This window comes from Acetobacter oryzifermentans (assembly GCF_001628715.1).
Classification (GTDB): domain Bacteria; phylum Pseudomonadota; class Alphaproteobacteria; order Acetobacterales; family Acetobacteraceae; genus Acetobacter; species Acetobacter oryzifermentans.
In genome coordinates this window covers 1650470-1671601 of the sequence record NZ_CP011120.1, presented here as the reverse complement: position 1 = coordinate 1671601, position 21132 = coordinate 1650470, and the positions used below count along the sequence as shown (strand labels likewise).

Genomic DNA, 21132 nt, shown 5'->3' with positions numbered 1-21132 from the left:
CATGACTGAAAGCGTAATTCTTTTTGTTTTTCTCGTGCTGGGCGGCGGTATGCTGGCACAATGGGCGGCTTGGCGGTTCAGGTTACCTGCCATTGTTCTGCTTTTTTCTCTGGGGCTGCTTTTGGGGCCGGGGTTGCAAATCATGCATCCCTCAGAGGTTGCAGGTAGCGCTTTCCACCAAATGGTTTCTTTGGCGGTGGCGCTTATCGTGTTTGAAGGCGGCCTTGCATTAGATTTTCGTCAGTTAAAAGAAGCCGGTGAGGGCGTTTTGCGCCTTACGCTGGTGGCATTGCCGATCAATTTAATTTTAGGCAGCATTGCCGCCCATTATGTTGGGCGTATGGGCTGGGGCCCAGCCTTTTTGTTTGGCGCCATTATTGTGGTTACCGGCCCAACGGTTGTTTTGCCCCTGTTACGCCATGCCAAGCTGAAACCGCGCATTGCAGCCTTTCTGCGGTGGGAAGCTATTTTGAATGACCCCGTAGGTGCTATTCTGGCCACGTTAGTGCTGGAAGTGTTGCTTATGCAGCCGGGTGAGGGGTCTGGCACATTTTTTGTATCTATCATCCCGCATATGCTGATGAGCGCTACATTGATGATTGCGCTTGGCATTGGTGCGGCATGGTTTGTGCGGTGGCTGTGCATACGGGATTTAATGCCCGATCTTCTGAAAATGCCGATACTGCTTAGCCTTGCGCTGATTCTTTACGTTATCGGCACTTTAACCATGGATGGGGCTGGGCTAATTGCCTCTACCGTGTTCGGCATGGCTTTGGTTAATCTGCGTATTCCCGGTATGGCGGAAATCCAGCGGATGAAAGAAGCGCTGGTGGTGCTCATTGTCTCCATCCTGTTCATTATGCTTACAGCCGATCTGACACGAAGTGAGCTTGCTGGTTTGTCATGGTCTATTGGGGCTTTAACGCTAGCAGTGCTGTTTGTGGTCAGGCCTTTGGGTATTTGGTTGGCTACCATAGGTTCCAGCCTAAGCCGGGCCGAACGGTTATTTATGGGGTGGATTGCACCGCGTGGGATTGTGGCGGCGGCAGTTGCAGGCGCCGCTGGGATACGATTGCAGGATGCAGGTTACCCTGGGGCTTCTCAGGTTATGCCGGCTGTTTTTGCCGTTATTGCCTCCACCATGATTTTGCATGGTTTTTCCCTTATTCCACTAGGTCGCCGGTTGCATCTTACGCTTTCCAATCAACCCGCGCTGGCTATTGTGGGGGCCAATGATTGGTCCACACAGTTGGCTATGGCAGTGCACGCCGTAGGCACACCTGTGTTGCTGGTGGATAGTTCTTTGGGTGATTTACGCCCAGCCGAGCTTGCTGGTGTGCCTGTTTTATGTGCTGAAGTTTTATCGGAAGAAGGCACAGAAAATTTGGAGGAGCGCCCGGCTGATTATCTTATTTCAGCTACGCCAGATGCCATTTACAATGGGCTGGTCTGTGCACATCTGGCTCCCCATTTCGGGCGGCAGAGAGTTTATCAGGTCAGCCCCGGCATTGCGCGGCTGGATCAGTACCGCGGGTTTAGCCGGGAAGCGCGCGGAAAGGTTTTGGGGCAGCCTGCGTGGAATTTTACCGTGTTGGAAGCGCTGGTGAGCCAAGGCTGGCATTTTGTTGCGATAGAAGTTACCGAAGCTAATCAGGATTATCTGCTGAGTGAAAGCAGCCATTTCCTGTTGTTTCTGGTGCTTCAGAAAGATGCGGCCATCACGATTGTATCGGCAGAGGATGAGCCACAACCAACTTTAACACCAGGATACGTAGCAATAGGGTTGGTTGCGCCGGAACAAATAGCCAAGCCTGCTTCTGGCAATGCGGCTTAACGTGGCTGGTGAATGGTTATTTCTGTAGCCCCTGCAGCCAGCACAAAGCGTAGGTCTGCTTCTGTTAGGGCAACGCATCCTTCAGTTGGTGTTTTGTTAGGGCGTTGCAGATGCATAAAAATGGCAGAACCTTTGCCGGGTTCTGCTGGGCAATCGTTATAACCAATCACAACAATCAGATCATATACAGCATCTTCACGCCACAGTATTTCATGGCGGAAAGAAGAGGGTAGCTGGATGTGCTGGTTATAGGAGGATGATGATGGATCATCACACCATCCATCCTGTGGGTTTAAAGGGATAACAGGCAGCGCTGCTTGTGGTTTTATAATCCGGTCAGCCCGATAAAATACTTGCCGTAGAGGAAAGGTTCCCAGCGGTGTTGCCAGATCCCCTTCGTGCTTATGGTGCGTTACGCCATTCTTGCCGATAATGGCGCTCATGCTTTTGTGTCTGCAATGCAGTTGTGCATCCATATTGCTGTTTACTGTTGGCCAGACGTGTATCATCATAAACAATCTTACCCCTGCTTTATGGCTTTCGCGTGAGGTTGACGTATCATGCCAGAAAGTGGTTTCGATACGATTCGTTTTGTGATCGTGCAGGAAGCAGGCCAAGGCAGCCGAGCCAGAGGGCTGACATAAGGAGACGATGTTCCATGACGGGTGCGCGCCCAATTTTGGTTGTAGATGACGATCAGGTCATTCGCAGAACACTGGCAGAGCAGTTGCAGTTGGATGGGGAATTTCAGGTTCTGGAGGCGGCAACATTGGCCGAAGCCCGCCAGAAGCTGAAGGAACCAGATGCGCGATGTGATGCCATTCTGCTGGACGTAACGCTACCAGATGGAGACGGGCGCGATTTTTGTGCAGAACTGCGCAAGGATGGCTTGCGTATGCCCGTTATCATGCTCACAGGATCAGATGACGAATCTGATATTGTAAAAGGGCTTGATGCTGGAGCTAATGATTACGTTGCCAAGCCTTTCCGTATTGCAGAACTTCTGGCCAGATTGCGGGCGCAGCTCAGACTGTTTGAAAACAGTGAAGATGCAGTGTTTTCCATTGGTCCATATACGTTCCGCCCATCTGCTAAACTGTTGCAGGAACCGGCTAAAAACCGTCGCATTCGTTTGACGGAAAAAGAAACGGCTATTCTCAAGTTTCTTTATCGAGCAGGAACGCGCCCAGTGCCTCGGCAGGTTTTGCTGAATGAGGTGTGGGGATATAATGCAGCGGTAACAACACATACGCTGGAAACGCATATTTACCGCCTTCGCCAGAAGATTGAGCCAGATCCAGCTCATGCATCCTTGCTGGTAACAGAGGGAGGGGGGTATCGGCTTAATCCTGAACCAGAAGTTGCGACAACAGCCGTTTGATTCTTGCTAAATTGAAAATAAATTCAATTTCTAACGGTTTCGTAATTTAAATTATATTAGGAAAGCCCTCCAACTTTGGAGGGCTTTTTTATTATGAACAGTTGAGATGCTACATTCTGCCGTAAAAATCATGTCATCGTATGCAAATTCCATTCCAACCCTTGAAAGGCCATGTTCAGATCGAAATGGAACTCCTCATTCTGATTACGGCCAAGCTGAACCTACGATAGGATATGCCATGCGACTAAGGTTTGGCGTCTATATCCCTCTGCATTACCTGCTGCTGTCTAGTCGCAGCTCTCAGCTTTTTTCTGATGAGCGTTCCCAGAAACGACTTTCCTCGTGAGATCGAGGGGAGGGCTCAGACATTAGGAAGGGGATAGCAGCTTATCACCTCGTGAATCTCATGCGGATTGGGGATGGGTGCAAGGATGCGAATTATGCACCAGTTTTGCACAACTTTGGCAACGATTTACCGATTCTAAGTGGAACAAAACGGAGCTGAATAGAACACGTTAATGTTCCAGAATTCGCCCAAAACCCGCAGAAAACGAGGAAAAACCGTGGTGGGTGCGACAGGGATTGAACCTGTGACCCCCGCCGTGTGAAGGCGATGCTCTACCGCTGAGCTACGCACCCGGTTTATGGGAGCTTAATATCTGCCTCCAAGACATTTGGCAAGGGGCTTCTCATATAAAAAGTGTAAAAAAACAGGGCAATGGCATTGCTTTGCATCATTAAAGCAGAGAAATTCTTAGTCATGCTTTTGCGAGAAAAAAGTCAGCGCAGTTTTCAGATGAACCGGCAACTCGGCAGCTCTCTTGCTGTGGTGGCAGGAACTGTAAATGTGCTTGGCTTTCTGCAGTTTGGATATTACTGCGCCAATATGACAGGCAATGCGTCTAGTCTGGCTCTAAAAATCAATGCCTTGGATGTTAGATCTGCCTTTTTATGTTTTGCTTTAATTGCAAGTTTTGTTCTGGGTGCCATTGTCTGCACCGTTTTAGTTAATATGGGGCGTCGGAAAGGGTGGGGCGCTGTATATGCTTTCAGTTTGGTTTTAGAGGCAGCTATCCTTGTAACTTTAGGTATAAAATCTGCTTGGTTTGCCCAAGCGGGAGTGCCAGATGGGGGCGCTACGTTGGTTTTAAGTTTTGTCATGGGGCTACAAAATGCCACAGTCACGCGCATTTCGGGGTCTGTTGTACGTACCACCCATGTTACCGGAATGTTGACAGACCTTGGGATAGAAATATCAGATTGGCTTGAATCTTTTTATCATCATGTTGATGATGAATATTTGGATGTTATTAAAAAACGCTTATGGTTACATGCGCAAATTGTATTTTGTTTTATTGTAGGAGGTATTTTAGGGGCTGTAGGCTACATGCATTGCAAAAAATATATTTTATTTATAGTCGCAATTATTCTGGTAGCTTTGGCGGCGCCGGGCATTATTGAAAATGCCCGAACATCCGCACGCAAAACATAGTGTCAGATTGCGTTTATTTGAGAAAACCAACAAGTTTTTCAGCTTCAGAAACAATAGGCTCCGCAATGCTTTGCGCGCGTTGTGCACCAGAGTGCAGAGTATTCAGCAAATAGCTTTTATCTTGCAAAAGCCGTGTAGTTTCTTGCCCGATAGGAGCAATAGCGTTGACAACAATTTCTGTCAGTGCGGCTTTAAATGGTCCAAAACCTTGGCCTGCATGCTCTTTTAGTACCTGCTCGGTAGGAATATCTGCCAAGGCAGCATAAATGGAAACCAGATTTTTTGCTTCCGGGCGATCTGCAAGGTCAGAAATATCTTCGGGTAGGGGGGCTGAGTCTGTTTTTGCACGGCGAATTTTTAAGGCAATCGCATCGGCATCGTCCGTTAATTCAATCCGGCTTTGTGCAGAAGGGTCGGATTTGGACATCTTTTTGGTGCCATCACGCAAGCTCATGATGCGCGCGGCTGTAGGTGGAATAAGAGGTGCTACCTGCGGAAAAAACTCTACCTTGTAATCATGGTTAAATTTTTGGGCGATATCATTGGTGAGTTCCAGATGCTGCTTCTGGTCTTCGCCTACAGGAACATGCGTGGCTTTATAGGCTAAAATATCGGCAGCCATAAGGTTGGGGTAAACATATAGACCGGCCGAATGATTTTCTCGGTCTTTTCCGGCTTTATCCTTAAATTGCGTCATACGGTTCAGCCAGCCGATCCGTGCAACACAATTAAAAATCCATGCCAGCCGCGCATGGGCAGAAACAGCAGACTGATTGAAGAGAATATGCTTATCAGCATCAATGCCCGCAGCAAGCAGGATAGCGGCTTGTGTTAAGGTATGTTCGCGTAGTTTTTCTGGGTCCTGCCACACAGTAATGGCATGCATATCTACAAGGCAGAAAATGCACTCATAGTTTGCCTGTAAATGAACCCAGTTTCGAATTGCCCCCAGATAATTACCAAGTTGGGGAACACCAGAAGGCTGAATACCAGAAAAAATACGCTGCATAAGAAAAATATCACCGCATGTTATAGGGACAGATTATGGGATTGGATGTATGCGATCCAGTTCTTCCCGCTCGTCTGCAACTTTACCGGCCGATTTCCTATCAGCCCGTGCGGTTGCAATGTCTGCCGCGCTTATTGTTGGGGCAGGTTTTAGGTTTCCGCGCTGAGAAAGCCAAGTCAGAATAGCGGCAACTTCTTCATCTTTAAGGTAGCGGAAAGGGGGCATTTCTGCGCTATAAGCCGCCCCATGAGCCTTAATAGGCCCGCTTACACCATTCATAAGCACATCGGCCAGATATTTGCGCCCTTCTGGGGTGCTGGCAATATGGTCAATGCGGTTGACAAGAGGCGGAACAGCGCCGGGCATACCATCGCCACCATGATGGCAAATACCACAATTGGTACCGTAAAGGCTGGAGCCGCTTTTAGGAGAACAAGCCGCTACCAAAAGCAACATGCCGCCACATAAAAGACGATACGCAAAGCGTGAAGAAAACATGGGCAAAAACCCAAGCGGGTTCTTGAAACCAAGAACCCGCATTATCATAAGGGTTTATATCAGGGCGAATTGTGTGCGTGTTCCACACCCAAAAGCTGGATGCGGAAAATCAGCGGGCTATCTGAAGGAATAATGCCCATGGATTTATGCCCATACCCAAGTTCTGGCGGAACATACAGCATCCATGTATCACCCACATGCATCAAGGGCAGAGCCTCCATCCAGCCCTGGATCAAGCCGGCAAGAGGCATCTGCATATAGGCACCGCTACCATGCTGGTCTGAGCTATCAAAGATGGAGCCGTCTGGCAGACGCCCTTCATAAATAAGCATCATACCATCACCCGGGCGTGGTTGTTCACCATCCTTGGGGCCAGATTCCAGCACTTTATAAGCCAAGCCATCTTTCAGAACGGTTACGCCAGGTGCAGAGCGCAGCTTTTCCATCTGCTGAGCAGGCGTAAGTTCCTGTTCTTCCTTGTGAGAACCACAGGCCGTAAGAGATACGGCCAAGCTGGCCGCAAGCATGCAGGGGATAAGAGAAAAGCGACGGATCATGATCTTCTTCAACACCTTCTGATGGATGGTGGAAAGGGGTGCCTTACAGGGCACCACCTTTACGCCCGATCTGCGCACCAAGGCGCAGGCGCAGTGCATTTAGCTTAATAAAGCCTTGAGCATCCTGCTGGTTATATGCGCCTTCATCATCTTCAAACGTTACAATGCGCGCATCATACAGGCTGTTGGGGCTTTCACGCCCAACGCAGATAACATTGCCTTTGTAAAGTTTGAGACGAACACGCCCCGTAACAGAATGCTGGGAGGCATCGATAAGAGCTTGCAGCATCCGCCGTTCTGGAGAGAACCAGAGGCCATTATACAGAATGGAAGCGTAGCGCGGCATCAGGCTATCTTTAAGATGCATGGCTTCGCGATCCAGCGTGATGGATTCCATGCTACGATGCGCAGCAAGCAGGATGGTGCCACCGGGTGTTTCATAAATCCCGCGGGATTTCATGCCAACAAAGCGGTTTTCCACCATATCCAAACGGCCAATACCGTTTTCTTTACCCAACTCGTTCAGACGTGTCAGCAATGTGGCTGGAGACATAGCCACGCCGTTAATGGCAACGGGGTCACCGCTTACAAAATCCATGGTGATTTCTGTGGGCTTATCCGGCGCGGCTTCTGGAGAGATTGTGCGTTGGAACACAATTTCTTCTGGCGCAACGGCAGGGTCTTCCAGAACTTTTCCTTCGGAAGAAGAATGCAGCAGGTTAGCATCTACAGAGAAGGGGGCTTCACCACGCTTGTCTTTGGCAATCGGAATCTGATTTTCTTCAGCAAAGGCCAGCAGACGTGTGCGGGATGTCAGATCCCATTCCCGCCAAGGGGCAATAACTGTGATGTCTGGCTTAAGGGCGTAATATGCTAGCTCGAAGCGAACCTGATCGTTGCCTTTACCCGTTGCGCCATGTGCCACGGCATCTGCACCAACGGCTTCTGCAATTTCAATCTGGCGCTGAGCAATCAAAGGGCGCGCAATGGATGTGCCCAGAAGATACTGGCCTTCATACAGGGTGTTGGCCCGGAACATGGGAAAAACAAAGTCTTTCACAAATGTCTCGCGTAAATCTTCAACGAAGATTTCCTTTACGCCAAACATTTCCGCTTTTTTGCGGGCAGGCTCCAGTTCTTCCCCCTGGCCCAGATCAGCCGTAAAGGTAACAACCTCGCAACCATAGGTCTTCTGGAGCCAGCGGAGGATAACAGATGTATCCAAGCCACCGGAGTAAGCCAGCACAACCTTTTTGACGTCTTTCCGGGCGGAAGTCGGGCCCATGAGGCAGATCTCCTGATATATAAATCTGTAACTATGGCTTTCCTCCTATCACTGCAGGAGGCGCGTAACCAGAGTGCATTCACCCACTAAGGGCTGTTTGTGTGGAAAAATTACTCTGAAACAGGTGTCGAACCTACGCGTGCACGTTCACTTGCCGTTTTTAATTGCCCACAGGCAGCCAGAATATCCCGACCACGGGGCGTGCGGATTGGGGATGCAAATCCTGCATTCATAACAATTTCTGCAAATCGGTTCTGCTGTTCACGCGTGGAAGGTTTGTAAGCGCTGCCGGGCCACGGATTGAAGGGGATGAGGTTAACTTTTGCGGGAATGCCGGAAATCAGGCGTACTAACTCACGTGCATCGGCTTCGCTGTCATTCACGCCACGCAGCATAATATATTCGAATGTAATGCGGCGGGCATTACTGGCTGCGGGGTAGCGCCTGCAAGCTGCCAGCACTTCCTCAATTGGATATTTCCTATTGAGCGGCACAATTTCATCACGCAGGTCATTCCGGACTGCGTGTAGGGAGACCGCCAGATTGATCCCCAGCTCATCACCACACCGATCCATCAGAGGCACAACGCCGGACGTAGAAAGTGTGATACGTCGGCGGGAGAGCCCAATACCTTCGCCATCCATGATAATTTTCATGGCTTTGGCAACATTCTCATAATTATAGAGCGGCTCTCCCATGCCCATCAGCACGATAGTAGAGAGAAGGCGCGGGGTTTCGCCTTTCGGGCTAGGCCATTCTCCGTAGGAATCCCGCGCAGCCATGAACTGGCTGACAATTTCTGCCGCGCCGAGGTTACGCACCAGCTTTTGCGTGCCTGTATGGCAAAAAGTGCAGGAAAGAGTGCATCCCACTTGCGATGAAATGCACACAGCGCCCCGATCTTCACGCCGATCAGGAATGTAAACGGTTTCAGCTTCCTGCCCATCGCGAAAACGGAACAGAAATTTACGTGTGCTATCCGATGATGTTTGAACCGTTGCAGCTTCTGGGCGTCCGATAATAAATCGTTCAGCCAATTTTTGCTGAAGAGGCTTGGCGATTGTGCTCATCCGCGAAAAATCTGTCACACCCTGATGATAAATCCAGTGCCAGAGTTGCTTGGTGCGGAAGGGTTTTTCGCCAATTTCTATCAGAATATCCGTGAGTTCATCGCGTGAAAGCCCAACCAAATCTCTTCGTCCATCGGATAAAGTGGCTGATGGGGGGCTAAAAAGCGCAGCCTTGGCCAGAATGCGTGAACGTTCTTCCGCGTTCAGATCGGTAAGGGCTGAACTGTTAGCGTTAGCTGATGTGGAAGTATAAGTGCGCGAAAACATTACGGATATGCTGCTACAAAAAAGGAAGGGAAAGTGGATATAACAAAAAAAGAGGCTGATAGATACCAGCCTCTTTTATATATGCGCATTCGTATCTGTTGTAGGCAGCAGCCTTTACACGTTAGTTGCTTTCCTTCAGGGCGGAACGCAGCCATGGGGCAATGGTAATTTTTGAAGCGTCTATGCCATCCAGAATCATGCCAATGGTTTGTGCGGAATATGAATCGGGTTTGGTATCCGAAGAAATAGGAAAAGCTGGTCGGGTAATTTCCAAAGTCATAGCAGGCTCTGCCGTGTCTGCTGAGTTTGCGCTGGCAGGGGTAAAACCATCGGTCTGGATATTGGCAGAGACGGTAACTTCCCGCGCATCGGGGTTCTGTCCAAAATACAGATACGCGTATGTTGCCGCAGCAGAAAGAACATCTTTCATGGCTAACCGATAGCGATTATTCGTATTAGAATCATGCGCTTGTAGTGTTGCAGGATCTGCCTGAATTGAAAGTGTACCTGCACTTATATCATCATGCAGGATTAACCCATCCTGTTCGTATCCACGCAAAAGCGTATTACCAACTTCTGTCGCCTGCATATTTTGGGTAGGGGCAGAAGTGTGGGATGCAGAATGAAAAACTGGGGTCGCCAATGCGTGACCGCTTGTAAATGCAAGGCAGGCGACGCCAAACAGACCTGCAATTTTGCGCATAAGATGCTTGCCCTTATTCCTAGTGATAACGTGTAGAAGGATCACAAAGAAATGTGGCAAAAAAATTGATGTGCTGCCATGCAAAAAAGGCAGGGAAACCTGAAAATTTAATTTAGTGTTATAATCAGCCGTCTTAGCTAGACGCGCTGAGCCGCAATAAGAAACTCTCTATTTCCTTCTGGTCCGGTAATAGGGCTGGGTTCAATCCCCAGCACTTTCCAGCCGGGAAGACTACTCCACCAAGAAAAAATGGTTTCGCAAACGGCATCATGCACGGCAGGATCACGCACAACGCCTTTGGCACCTATTTGATCACGCCCGGCTTCAAACTGAGGTTTGATTAACGCAACAGCCCAAGCGTTTTCCGTGGTAAGAGCCAGCGCGGCAGGGAGCACCGTGCGCAGGCCGATAAAACTTGCATCACACACAACTACGGAAGGGGCTTCCGGTATGGTTGTCTTATCCAGGTACCGGGCGTTGCATTTTTCCAGCACAGTTACGCGTGGGTCAGACCGCAATTTCCATGCAAGTTGTCCGTGGCCAACATCAACTGCGTAAACATGCTTGGCATCGTGGGTAAGAAGTACGTCTGTAAACCCGCCGGTTGAAGCACCAACATCCAAGCAGATACGCCCTTCTGGAGAAAGGCTAAAATGCTCAATGGCATGAGCCAACTTGCAGCCGCCACGAGACACCCAAGGATGTTCCTGCCCACGCACTTGCAACGGTGCATCTTCAGGAATCTGATCTCCGGCTTTGGCTACGCGTTTTTCACCAGAAAACACAAGCCCAGCCATAATCAGAGCTTGTGCTTTCGTGCGGCTTTCAACCAGCCCCCTGTCTACAAGGAGCTGGTCAACACGACGTCGTGCCATATCAAATCAGGCCATCTGTTCCGAAAAATTAATGCCCAATGCGCTTAGAGCTGTTCCGACGATATGCGGAGCGGAGAGCCCTGCCTCGGCATATTGGGCGGCCTGAGTGTTATGGTCAATAAAGCGGTCTGGCAGGGTGAGGGGGCGGAAGCGGACGTTGTCCAAAAGGCCTGTGCGGGCCAGATGGTGGCCAACAAGGGAGCCAAAGCCACCTTCCGAACCTTCCTCAATGGTGATCAGCACCGCATGGTTGCGGGCCAGATTTTCCACCAGTTCCGTATCAAACGGCTTGGCAAAACGGGCATCCGCCACGGTGGGCGGCAGGCCACGGGCGGCCAGCATGTCTGCGGCTTTCAGACACTCCGCCAGACGTGGGCCAAGCGAGAGAATGGCCACGCCGCCTTTTTCAGGGCCAGACTGCCCACCCATTTCACGGATAATGCGGCCCTTGCCAATTTCCAGCGGCGTGCCCTCGGCAGGCAGGTCCAGCCCAAGGCCACTGCCACGTGGGTAGCGCAGGGCAATCGGGCCTTCATCAAACAGGGTGGCGGTTGCTGTCATGTGCAGCAGTTCCAGCTCGTCTGATGGCGCCATAATGGTCATGCCCGGCAGGCAGCCCAGATAGGCAATGTCGAAGGATCCGGCATGGGTGGCGCCATCGGCCCCTACCAGACCGGCGCGGTCAATGGCAAAGCGCACGGGCAGCTTTTGCAGCACCACATCGTGCATCACCTGGTCATAGGCGCGCTGGAGGAAGGTGGAATAAATGGCGCAGAACGGGCGCAGCCCTTCCGTGGCCATGCCTGCGGCAAAGGTAACGGCGTGCTGCTCGGCAATACCCACATCAAAAAACCGATCCGGGTAAGCCTTGGCAAAGGCATCCAGCCCCGTGCCAGAGGGCATGGCGGCGGTAATGGCGGCAATCCTGTTATCGGTTGCGGCGCGACGTGTGAGTTCGCGCGAGAACACAGAGGTGTAGCTTGGCGGGCCTGCGGGGCCTTTTTTCTGCTCACCTGTAACAACGTTGAACTTGGCAACAGCGTGATACTTGTCTCCGGCTTTTTCGGCTGGCTGATAGCCGTGGCCTTTTTCCGTGATGACATGCAGCATGATGGGGCCGTTATCCGTATCGCGCAGGTTGCGCAGGATAGAGACCAACTGTGGCAGATCATGCCCATCTACAGGGCCAACGTAGTAAAAACCCAGTTCTTCAAACAGCGTGCCGCCGGTGATCATGCCGCGGGCATATTCATCCGCCTTGCGGGCCGTGCGCTCCACAGGGGCAGGCAGCTTTTTCACGAACTTGCCAGCCAGTTCACGCAAGCCCATGAACTTGCGAGAGGACATCAGGCGCGACAGGTAGTTCGACATTGCGCCCACGGGTGGGGCAATGGACATTTCGTTGTCGTTGAGGATGACAATCAGCCGTTCTGCGCCGGGGCCAGCCACGGCGGCGTTGTTCATGGCCTCATACGCCATACCGGCGGAAATGGAGCCATCACCGATCACGGCAATCACGTTGCGTTCGCGGTAGCTGGGGTCTTCCTCCGCCCGCAGGTGGTGGGCCACGGCCATGCCGAGTCCTGCGGAAATGGAGGTGGAGGAATGCGCGGCGCCAAACGGATCGTACTGGCTTTCTGCACGGCGGGTAAAGCCAGAAAGGCCGCCCGGCTGGCGCAGGGTGCGGATACGGTCCCGCCGCCCTGTTAGAATCTTGTGAGGGTAGGCCTGATGGCCCACATCCCAGATTACCTTGTCATCAGGGGTGTCAAACACCGCATGCAAGGCAACCGTCAGCTCCACAACACCCAGGGATGCCCCAAGGTGCCCCCCCGTGGTGGAAACCGCGTCCACCGTTTCGGCCCGCAGTTCATCCGCAACCTGCTTAAGCTGCTCAACCGAGAGATTGCGCAGGTCCGCCGGATACTCAACCCGATCCAGAGCAGGAAAACGCCCTAACGTCGGAATCGGTGAAGTGTGGGGCTGATTGGTCATGAGTTCAGTTTTTCCGTTCGATCACATAATAGGCCAGATCACGTAGACGATCTGCCTGTGCGCCAAAGGGTTCCAGATCGGCAATGGCTTCTTCTGTTACGCGCAGGGCTTCTGCTCTGGCACCTTCAATACCTAGCAGAGCTACGAAGGTGGACTTGCCAGAGGCTTCATCCTTACCTGCGGTTTTGCCCAGTTCTTCTGCCGTGGCTGTTGCGTCCAGAACGTCATCTGCAATTTGGAAGGCTGCGCCAATATTTGCACCATAGGAGCGCAGGCGGCGGCGCAGATCAGGAGATGCTTGCCCCAGAATAGCCCCGGATTCTGCAGAATAACGGATTAGGCAGCCGGTTTTAAGTGCGTGGAGGTGGCGGACTTCTGCAAGAGGGAGTGCGCGGCCTTCGCCTTCCATATCAATCATCTGGCCGCCCACCATACCAGCAGCGCCAGATGCTTCGGCAAAAGCGGAAATCAGATCAATACGCACGTTTGCATCCGCATGGGTCTGGCTGGCCGCCAGAATTTCGAATGCTTTGGTCTGAAGAGCATCTCCAGCCAGAATGGCTGTGGCTTCATCAAACTTGCGGTGTGTGGAAGGTTGGCCCCGCCGCATATCATCATCATCCATGGCTGGAAGATCATCATGCACGAGGGAATAAGCATGCAGCATTTCAACAGAGGCGGCGACGCGTGCGGACTGGCTTTCTGGAACGCCAAAAAGGCTGGCCGTTACAATGGCAAGATAACCGCGTAACCGCTTACCTCCCCCAAGTGTTGCGTAGCGCATGGCTTCGATCAGCCGCGCATCGCCTCCTGTTGTAGGGGGGAGCAAGGTATCAATTGTGTGTTCAATGACACGGGCGCGCGCGCCCATATCCTGCTTAAGCAGGGCGCCATTCTCTGATGCACGATTGATAGAAGGGTGTGTCGGGTTTGTCATCGACATCTCAGTCCATAGGTTTCATGTTCAGCGTTCCATCAGAACGCTGCACGATCGCCTGCACGCGGGCCTCAGCCTCGCTAAGCTTGGCCTCACAATGTTGCCGTAGGGCAGCCCCGCGTTCGTAGGCCGTTATTGCATCTTCCAGCTTTAGCTGCCCACCTTCCAAGCCGCGCACAATTTTTTCCAGCTCGGAAAGCGCATCTTCGAAAGACAGTGATTTGATGTTGTCCGACATGGCGCGGGGGTTCCTATCCGTCATGAGGGGCAGGCAATAGCCCGATATGCAGGGGTCTGCCAAGTCTTGGGTGGTGTGTGGCAGGCAGGATTTTTTTAGTTTGGCTTGTTTGCAGGCGCGCTGGTGCGGCATTTTACGGTAAAACAGAATACGCTGTTTTCATCCGTAAAAGCGATAAGGGCATGGCCGGTCTCACGGCAGAATACCTGAAAATCGGTTATGGAAGCGCGGTCTGTTGCTAATATTCGAAGCCGCTCTCCTGGTTGCATGGTTCGGAGAACACGGTTGGCCTTGAGCACGGGAAGTGGACAATTAAGCCCGCGTGCGTCAAGAACAGTTTCATTCATCTTGGCTGGTTCCTGCCGTAGGAGGTTGGTGGCATGTTGTTTGCAAAGTGTGCCACTTTCTTTTGCAACAGGAAACATTCTGTTAAAAGTTTAATAAAAACAGCAGGTTAAAAGTATGTCGGACTACCGTCTGGGAATCGATATTGGGGGCACCAAGATCGAAATCGTCGCTCTTGATGCCGAAGGGCAGGTGGTTTTGCGGCATCGTGTGAGCAACCCTGGTACGTATCAGGGTTTGCTAAGTGACGTGAAAAAATTGGTTGATGATGCGCATAGCCGCACAAATCCGTATGCCACTGTTGGGGTTGGCATTCCCGGTGCTGTAGATGCGCATACCCGCCTTGTAAAAAATGCGAATGCGACATGGCTGAATGGTCAACCTTTTGCAGATGATTTGCAGGATGTTTTAGGGTTTCCCGTTCGTGTTGAAAATGATGCCAACTGCTTTGCTTTGTCGGAAGCAACTGATGGAGCAGCAGCCGGACGCCATGTAGTGTTTGGTGTGATTCTTGGTTCCGGCATGGGCGGTGGTATTATTGTTGATGGTAAGCCCTTAAAAGGCTTGCATGATATTGCCGGAGAATGGGGACACATACCTTTGCCGTGGGTGAGGGAGGATGAATTCCCCATGCCAAAATGCTTTTGTGGTAATTCGGGTTGTCTGGAGCGTTTTCTATGCGGGCCAGCTTTGGCAGAAGCTTGGCAAGGGCCGGGGAACCGCAGCGTGCAGGGTATTGAGGATGCGGCTGCCGCTGGTGACATTGCGGCCCAACGCGCCTTGGATTTGTATGTAGATAGGCTAGGCCGCGCCTGCGCTCTTATCGTGAATATTATTGATCCGGATGCAATTGTTCTGGGTGGCGGAGTTTCAAACCTGAGATGCCTGTATGAACGTGTGCCGGATGCTATGAAGCGCTATGTGATTACGCCTGAGTGCAAGACAGAGTTGTTGAAAAACAAGCACGGTGATAGCTCAGGCGTAAGAGGTGCTGCTTGGCTTTGGGGCTAATAAAGAGGCCGCAGACCGCGTAGAAACTATGCGGTCTGCGCAGTGATGCGGTCTGGACGAAACCCTGTTGCAACCACGTAAAGCTCGCTAGAATCTTTACGGCTTGCGGGCGGTTTGGCGTGCCGAACCTGCGTAAAGGCCTGTTTCATGGTGTTGAGCATGGCTTTTTCGGAGCCGCCCTGAAACACCTTAGCAACAAACCCACCGCCTTCTGCCAGAATATCAAAAGCAAAGTGTAAGGCTTCTTCTGCTAACCCAATAATCCGTACATGGTCTGTTGGGGCGTGGCCCGTTGTATTGGGGGCCATGTCAGAAACAACCAGATCAGCTTTGCCGCCCAGCATGGAAATAAGGCGTGCATCCATTTCTGGGTCTGTAAAATCGCCTTCAATAATTTCTGCACCGGTTACGGGCTCCACAGGCAGAAGATCCACCCCTACAACTTGCGCCGCGCCGCGTTTAACCAGAACCTGTGTCCATCCACCGGGGGCTGCGCCAAGGTCTACAATGCGCATGCCTGGGCGAATAAGGTGGAAGCGATCATCAAGTTCAATCAGCTTGAACGCCGCGCGCGAACGCCAGCCCTGTTTATGAGCGGCCTGCACGTAAGGATCATTCAATTGCCGAGAGAGCCAGCGTTGCTGGGCTGTCGTGCGGCCTCGTGCTGTGCGTAATGAAACCGATTGCGCACGCATTTTTTGCGGAGCATCAGAATCGTTTTGCACTAAACGGCTGCCGGGTGTTGCGCTGCTCTTGCGGGCACGGCCAGGCACGCGCAACGTTGAGCTGCCAGTAGGGAGGTTTTTCTTTTCAGTCATAAGCCTGTTGCCTGCATGGAGTGGCGAAGGTGAGGGGGGATAGATAAAGACGCACGATTGCGGCGAGAAGTCATCCCCGATTTGCCACGGATCATACGCAAAACCATGCCATCGCGCAGCCCTCTGTCTGCAACAATAATATCTTCTACTGGCCAGACATCATGAATGGCCTCAAAGATGGCGCAGCCGGGCAAAACAAAAGGCGCACGATCTGGGCCAATGCATGGGTGGCGGGCAATGCCATCAGCACCCATTTTTTGCAAAGTGCGCACAGCCAATCTGGCGCTGGATGCTGGGAGTAGGGAGCCATCTACTGCTGCACGTGCGTAGCGCGGCAAATTTAAGATAAGGCTGGCAAGCGTTGTGACTGTGCCGCTGGTACCTATCAGGCGTGTTTGTTTGCGCCTGATTTCCGGTTTGATCCGATAGACGTTCTCAAACTCACGCAGATGGTGGCGCGTATGTTCCACCATTTTACGATAAGCCCGATCATCCGTGCTGTATGCGTGGCCAAACTGCTCGGAAAGTGTGATGACACCAACCGGTAAGCTGAGATAGCCGATGAGTTCTTCTGTCTGACGCGTGGAATCTGTGCGCACCCATGCAATTTCGGTTGAGCCGCCGCCAATATCAAACAGTAAAGCCCGATTGCGGGGAGGCCCAAAGCGTGGGTTGTGTAGCAGATTGGAGCAGCTTTCTACCGCAAGGCAGGCTTCTTCCCGTCCGGAAATGATCTTGATATCAAACCCCGTTTGCTGGTGAACCTGCTGAAGAAAGGTTTGTCCGTTTTTTGCGCGTCGGCATGCTTCTGTCGCCACGGCACGGATTTCTCGAACAGGCCATCTGCTTAAACGCTCTGCGCATGTTTGCAGTGCTTCCATGGTGCGTTCCATGGCAGCTTTATGCAGTTTTCCGGTGTGATGCAGGCCTTCTCCAAGCCGCACCATACGGCTATAACTATCAACAACCCTAAAGCCGCCTGCTGTTTGGGTTGCAACCATTAAGCGGCAGTTATTTGTTCCCAGATCGAGTGCGGCAAAAAGATCTTCCTCTCCACTATAAGGTGGAGAGGCCGACACAAATCTACCAGACCGGCCGGTCCAGGGGGGGGGACGATCCATCTGTCCGGTCCTTAAACAAGAGGTTAAACCATATTGTTTCTTATTTTGGGCTCTCACGCGCAGGGAGCAAGACAAATATGTGACAAAATGAAAATTCTTTTGGAAAAGGGGGTTGCATGCCCTGAAGTGGAATGCTAGATGAGCCTCACCGAACGGGAGCGCTCTTTAAAGAGTTTCTGTAAGGCCCAGTTTGCTGGGGGATAGTTTAGCGGTAGAACTACCGGCTCTGACCCGGTCAGCCCTGGTTCGAATCCAGGTCCCCCAGCCAATTTTTTCTGAGAAATAATATTTATATCAAGCAATACTTCTCAATGCTAATATTTATTGGTGTTGCGGTCTTATTTGTTTGCCAAGTAATATTTGAGAATAGACAGAAATTTCATCCAGAAAAACAAAATAACTCTCTTGTGTTTCTGTAAATGGTGTTGTGTTTGGATATGCACAGTATTCATTTGTTCTTATGGAGTTTTAACTTAAATATTCAATAAGCATAAGATATTTAATTAAGTTGTTGGATGTCTGTATTCTTGTAAATACAGTTAAAAGATAAAATAATATGATCCGGATCAAAGACGCTTCAGTAAGAAAAATGTAGATAACCTTCATTCTGTTTTTTAATAAAACATCAGGGTGGTTTACATGGCCTTGGGGCGCAGAGAGTTTTTGCGGAATACTGGTGCATGTGTGGCGGGTGCCAGTGCTGTTGCGCTTGGTTTTGTGCCGCCAGTTAAAGCTTTGGCGCAAGAAACGCGCCAGTACAAGCTGCTGCGTGCCAAGGAAACCCGCAACAACTGCACTTATTGTTCGGTTGGGTGCGGGTTACTTATGTATGCATTGGGGGATGGCGCTAAAAATGCCAAGCCCAGCATCTTTCATATTGAAGGTGATCCAGACCATCCCGTCAGCCGTGGTTCTTTGTGCCCAAAAGGTGCGGGGTTGGTGGATTTCATTCACAGTGAAACACGCCTGCAATATCCTTCTTACCGTGCCCCTGGGAGCCGAGAGTGGAAACGCGTAAGCTGGAAGGAAGCGACTGACCGCATTGCCCGCCTTTTAAAGGATGATCGGGATAAAAACTTCATTAAGCGGAATGAAAAAGGTGAATTGGTTAATCGCTGGCTGAGCACAGGTATGCTGGCATCTTCTGCCGCCAGTAATGAAACCGGACTACTGGATTTTAAGTTTGCGCGGGCGTTGGGTATTCTGGGGCTGGATTGTCAGGCACGGCTTTGTCATGCGCCTACGGTTTCTGCATTGGGTGCCAGCTTTGGCCGTGGCGCAATGACCAACAATTGGGTGGATATCAAAAACGCCAATGTTGTTCTGATTATGGGCGGCAACCCAGCAGAGGCGCATCCTGTTGGTTTTAAATGGGTTATGGAAGCCAAAACCCGTAATGGTGCCCAGGTTATGGTGGTTGATCCACGGTTTAACCGAAGTGCAGCCGTTGCAGATTTTTACGCGCCAATTCGTGCTGGTTCTGATGCCGCTTTTATGTTGGGTGTTATCAATTATCTGCTGACGCACGATAAAATTCAGCATGAATATGTAAAAGCCTACACAAACGCCGCGTTGATAGTGCGTGAAGACTTTCAGTTTCATGAAGGCCTGTTTACCGGGTATGATGCCGCTACGCGTAGCTACAATACAACCTCGTGGGATTACGAGCGCGATGAACAAGGGTTTGCCAAGCAGGACCCAACATTCCAAAATCCACGTTGTGTTCTAAATCTTTTACGCACCTATACGAACCGCTATACGCCAGAGCTTGTTTCCCAAATCACGGGCACGCCGGAAAAAGATTTTCTGCACGTATGTGAAACACTGGCATCTACGAGTGTGCCAGATCGTACGTCTACGTTCCTGTTCGCTCTGGGCTGGACCCATCACACCAACGGGTCTCAGATCATTCGTGCGGCATCTATGGTGCAAATGCTGTTGGGTAACGTGGGGATGCCCGGTGGCGGCCTGAATGCTTTGCGCGGACATTCCAACATTCAGGGTTATACGGATCTTGGGCTGCTTTCAACGCGTCTGCCCGGGTATATGAATCTGCCTAAAGACAGCCAGCAAACATTAGATGCCTACCTGCTGGCAGTTACCCCAAAGGCGGATGAGCCCAAGGAGGTTAATTATTGGCATAATGCGCCCAAGTTTTTTGTAAGTCTGATGAAAACCCTATGGGGGGATCATGCCACAGCTTCCAATAACTGGGGGTATGATTGGCTGCCAAAGTGGGACCGCAGTTACGATATGCTGGCCTATTTTGAACGTATGCAGCAAGGCAAGGTCAACGGTTACATTGCGCAGGGCTTTAACCCGCTTGCTGCCATGCCAGATAAAAACCGTATGCGTGATGGCTTAGCTAAATTGCGTTTCCTTGTAACAATTGATCCGCTGGATACAGAAACATCCAATTTCTGGCAGAACGAGGGCGTTTACAATGATGTAAGGCCTGAAGATATCCAGACAGAAGTTTTCCGCCTGCCTTCTTCCTGTTTTGCAGAAGAAAATGGTTCAGTGGTGAATTCTGCACGTTGGTTGCAGTGGCATTATGCAGGCACGCAACCACCAGGAGAAGCTTGGAATGATGGACGCATTCTGGGCACCATCTTTACCAAGTTGCGCGCTTTGTACGCGAAGGAAGGGGGGATATGCCCAGAACCCGTTCTAAATATGCAGTGGAACTACCGGGACCCGGAAGATCCTACGCCAGAGGAAGTGGCGCAGGAAGCGAATGGTTATGCGTTGGCAGATATTCAGGATGCCGCAGGCAAGGTGGTTGTTAGAAAAGGGGAGCTGCTGCCTGATTTTTCTGTGCTGAAAGATGATGGCACAACAGCCAGCTATTGCTGGGTGTTTGCTGGTTCATGGACAGAGGCCGGTAACCAGATGGCGCGGCGCGATAATACGGATACAGGTCTGGGTAATACGCCCGGTTGGGCATGGGCTTGGCCTGCAAACAGGCGCTTGCTTTACAATCGTGCATCGTTGGATCCACAGGGGCGCCCGTGGGATCCGCGCCGCAAGATTATTGAATGGAATGGCCAGCGTTGGGGCGGGGCAGATGTGCCTGATTACCCGCTTACATCTCCGCCGGGTAGCGGTGTTGGGCCATTTATTATGCAAAGTGAAGGTGTAAGCCGTCTTTTTGCGGGGGCATCGTTGGTAGATGGGCCTTTCCCCGAACATTATGAGCCAACAGAAAGCCCGGTATTGGCGCCAGCGTTGGGGAGCAAGGTGCGGCATAACCCAGTGGCCCGACAATTTGCAGATGAAATACCGCGTATGGGCAGCCCGTCAGAGTTTCCATATGTGGCCACAACTTATTCCATTACAGAGCTTTTTCGGCATTGGACAAAGCATTCACATCTAAACGCCATTATGCAGCCAGAGCAGTTTGTGGAAATAGGGGAGCCTCTTGCTGGCAAACTGGGCATTGCCGCGGGTGATACGGTGCGAGTGTCTTCCCGCCGTGGGTATATTGAGGCCAAGACAGTAGTCACCAAGCGGCTTAAACGCCTGAATGTGATGGGGCAGGAAGTTGATCAGGTTGGAGTGCCCTGCCATTGGGGTTTTAAGGGTGCCACACGTAAAGGCTTTTTAGCCAATACACTGACACCAGCCATGGGCGATGCAAACTCTCAAACCCCAGAGTTCAAGGCCTTCCTTGTTAATGTTGAAAAAGTCTGAGGT

General features: G+C 51.3%; 19 protein-coding genes and 2 tRNA genes. 6 read left to right on the top strand and 15 right to left on the bottom strand.

Translation table 11 applies throughout. From position 1 onward, the window contains the following. The first annotated feature begins 1 nt into the window (after position 1). Positions 2-1834: a cation:proton antiporter gene (locus tag WG31_RS07905; protein WP_063354172.1), complete on the top strand. Its 1833-nt coding sequence runs from the start codon at positions 2-4 to the stop codon at positions 1832-1834. Here the strand turns inward: WG31_RS07905 and WG31_RS07900 are convergent. Next, on the bottom strand, positions 1831-2346 hold the full coding sequence (locus WG31_RS07900) for a L,D-transpeptidase family protein (RefSeq protein WP_209439333.1): 516 nt from the start codon (positions 2344-2346) through the stop codon (positions 1831-1833). The two genes, WG31_RS07905 and WG31_RS07900, sit on opposite strands and share 4 nt — an antisense overlap. A gap of 146 nt (positions 2347-2492) precedes the next feature. Between WG31_RS07900 and WG31_RS07895 the strand changes: the two genes are divergently transcribed. Further along, positions 2493-3215, top strand: a complete 723-nt coding sequence (locus WG31_RS07895) for a response regulator transcription factor (protein ID WP_003623877.1) — start codon at positions 2493-2495, stop codon at positions 3213-3215. A 564-nt stretch (positions 3216-3779) separates the two neighbouring features. Here WG31_RS07895 and WG31_RS07890 read toward each other — a convergent pair. Next, a tRNA-Val gene (locus WG31_RS07890) sits at positions 3780-3854 on the bottom strand. A gap of 121 nt (positions 3855-3975) precedes the next feature. Here WG31_RS07890 and WG31_RS07885 point away from each other — a divergent pair. After that, positions 3976-4707 carry a YoaK family protein gene (locus WG31_RS07885; RefSeq protein WP_035350995.1) on the top strand — a complete coding sequence of 244 codons (732 nt, stop codon included), beginning with the start codon at positions 3976-3978 and terminating at the stop codon, positions 4705-4707. Between the two features lie 13 nt (positions 4708-4720). On the opposite strand, the gene trpS is transcribed toward WG31_RS07885, so the two are convergent. From trpS to WG31_RS07830, 11 genes are all read right to left on the bottom strand, one after another. After that, the gene (gene trpS / locus WG31_RS07880) at positions 4721-5716 is read right to left on the bottom strand and encodes a tryptophan--tRNA ligase (RefSeq protein WP_006117212.1); all 996 of its coding nucleotides are present in this window, start codon (positions 5714-5716) and stop codon (positions 4721-4723) included. Between the two features lie 33 nt (positions 5717-5749). Beyond that, positions 5750-6214 (bottom strand): c-type cytochrome, encoded by a 465-nt coding sequence (locus WG31_RS07875; protein ID WP_035350992.1) that lies wholly within the window; start codon positions 6212-6214, stop codon positions 5750-5752. A gap of 59 nt (positions 6215-6273) precedes the next feature. Further along, positions 6274-6771 (bottom strand): FKBP-type peptidyl-prolyl cis-trans isomerase, encoded by a 498-nt coding sequence (locus WG31_RS07870; RefSeq protein ID WP_012813070.1) that lies wholly within the window; start codon positions 6769-6771, stop codon positions 6274-6276. A gap of 43 nt (positions 6772-6814) precedes the next feature. Beyond that, a complete protein-coding gene (locus tag WG31_RS07865; RefSeq protein ID WP_063354171.1) occupies positions 6815-8056 on the bottom strand; it encodes an argininosuccinate synthase in 1242 nt (413 codons plus the stop codon). Between the two features lie 110 nt (positions 8057-8166). Next, positions 8167-9393 carry a 23S rRNA (adenine(2503)-C(2))-methyltransferase RlmN gene (gene rlmN, locus WG31_RS07860; protein ID WP_063354170.1) on the bottom strand — a complete coding sequence of 409 codons (1227 nt, stop codon included), beginning with the start codon at positions 9391-9393 and terminating at the stop codon, positions 8167-8169. Positions 9394-9514: 121 nt separating this feature from the next. Then, positions 9515-10096, bottom strand: coding sequence for a hypothetical protein (locus tag WG31_RS07855; protein ID WP_035350957.1), 582 nt, complete (start codon positions 10094-10096; stop codon positions 9515-9517). Between the two features lie 137 nt (positions 10097-10233). Further along, on the bottom strand, positions 10234-10971 hold the full coding sequence (locus tag WG31_RS07850; protein ID WP_063354169.1) for a TlyA family RNA methyltransferase: 738 nt from the start codon (positions 10969-10971) through the stop codon (positions 10234-10236). A 6-nt stretch (positions 10972-10977) separates the two neighbouring features. After that, complete coding sequence (gene dxs, locus WG31_RS07845) at positions 10978-12966, bottom strand: 1-deoxy-D-xylulose-5-phosphate synthase (protein WP_063354168.1); 1989 nt, start codon at positions 12964-12966, stop codon at positions 10978-10980. Positions 12967-12970: 4 nt separating this feature from the next. Next, complete coding sequence (locus tag WG31_RS07840; RefSeq protein ID WP_063354167.1) at positions 12971-13909, bottom strand: polyprenyl synthetase family protein; 939 nt, start codon at positions 13907-13909, stop codon at positions 12971-12973. Position 13910: 1 nt separating this feature from the next. Beyond that, positions 13911-14165, bottom strand: a complete 255-nt coding sequence (locus WG31_RS07835) for an exodeoxyribonuclease VII small subunit (protein ID WP_003630879.1) — start codon at positions 14163-14165, stop codon at positions 13911-13913. Between the two features lie 71 nt (positions 14166-14236). Next, complete coding sequence (locus tag WG31_RS07830; protein WP_035350809.1) at positions 14237-14488, bottom strand: sulfurtransferase TusA family protein; 252 nt, start codon at positions 14486-14488, stop codon at positions 14237-14239. Positions 14489-14603: 115 nt separating this feature from the next. Here WG31_RS07830 and WG31_RS07825 point away from each other — a divergent pair, with 115 nt between their 5' ends. After that, positions 14604-15497: an ROK family protein gene (locus WG31_RS07825; protein ID WP_063354166.1), complete on the top strand. Its 894-nt coding sequence runs from the start codon at positions 14604-14606 to the stop codon at positions 15495-15497. Between the two features lie 26 nt (positions 15498-15523). Here the strand turns inward: WG31_RS07825 and WG31_RS07820 are convergent, their stop codons facing one another. Further along, complete coding sequence (locus WG31_RS07820) at positions 15524-16315, bottom strand: RlmE family RNA methyltransferase (protein WP_006117202.1); 792 nt, start codon at positions 16313-16315, stop codon at positions 15524-15526. Continuing rightward, positions 16312-17436 carry a Ppx/GppA phosphatase family protein gene (locus WG31_RS07815; RefSeq protein WP_245191477.1) on the bottom strand — a complete coding sequence of 375 codons (1125 nt, stop codon included), beginning with the start codon at positions 17434-17436 and terminating at the stop codon, positions 16312-16314. Before WG31_RS07815 ends, WG31_RS07820 begins: the two co-directional genes overlap by 4 nt. 194 nt (positions 17437-17630) lie before the next feature. On the opposite strand from WG31_RS07815, the gene WG31_RS07810 reads away from it, so the two are divergent. Then, a tRNA-Gln gene (locus WG31_RS07810) sits at positions 17631-17704 on the top strand. Positions 17705-18075: 371 nt separating this feature from the next. Then, positions 18076-21129 (top strand): formate dehydrogenase-N subunit alpha, encoded by a 3054-nt coding sequence (gene fdnG, locus WG31_RS07805; RefSeq protein WP_082823168.1) that lies wholly within the window; start codon positions 18076-18078, stop codon positions 21127-21129. Positions 21130-21132 lie beyond the last annotated feature (3 nt).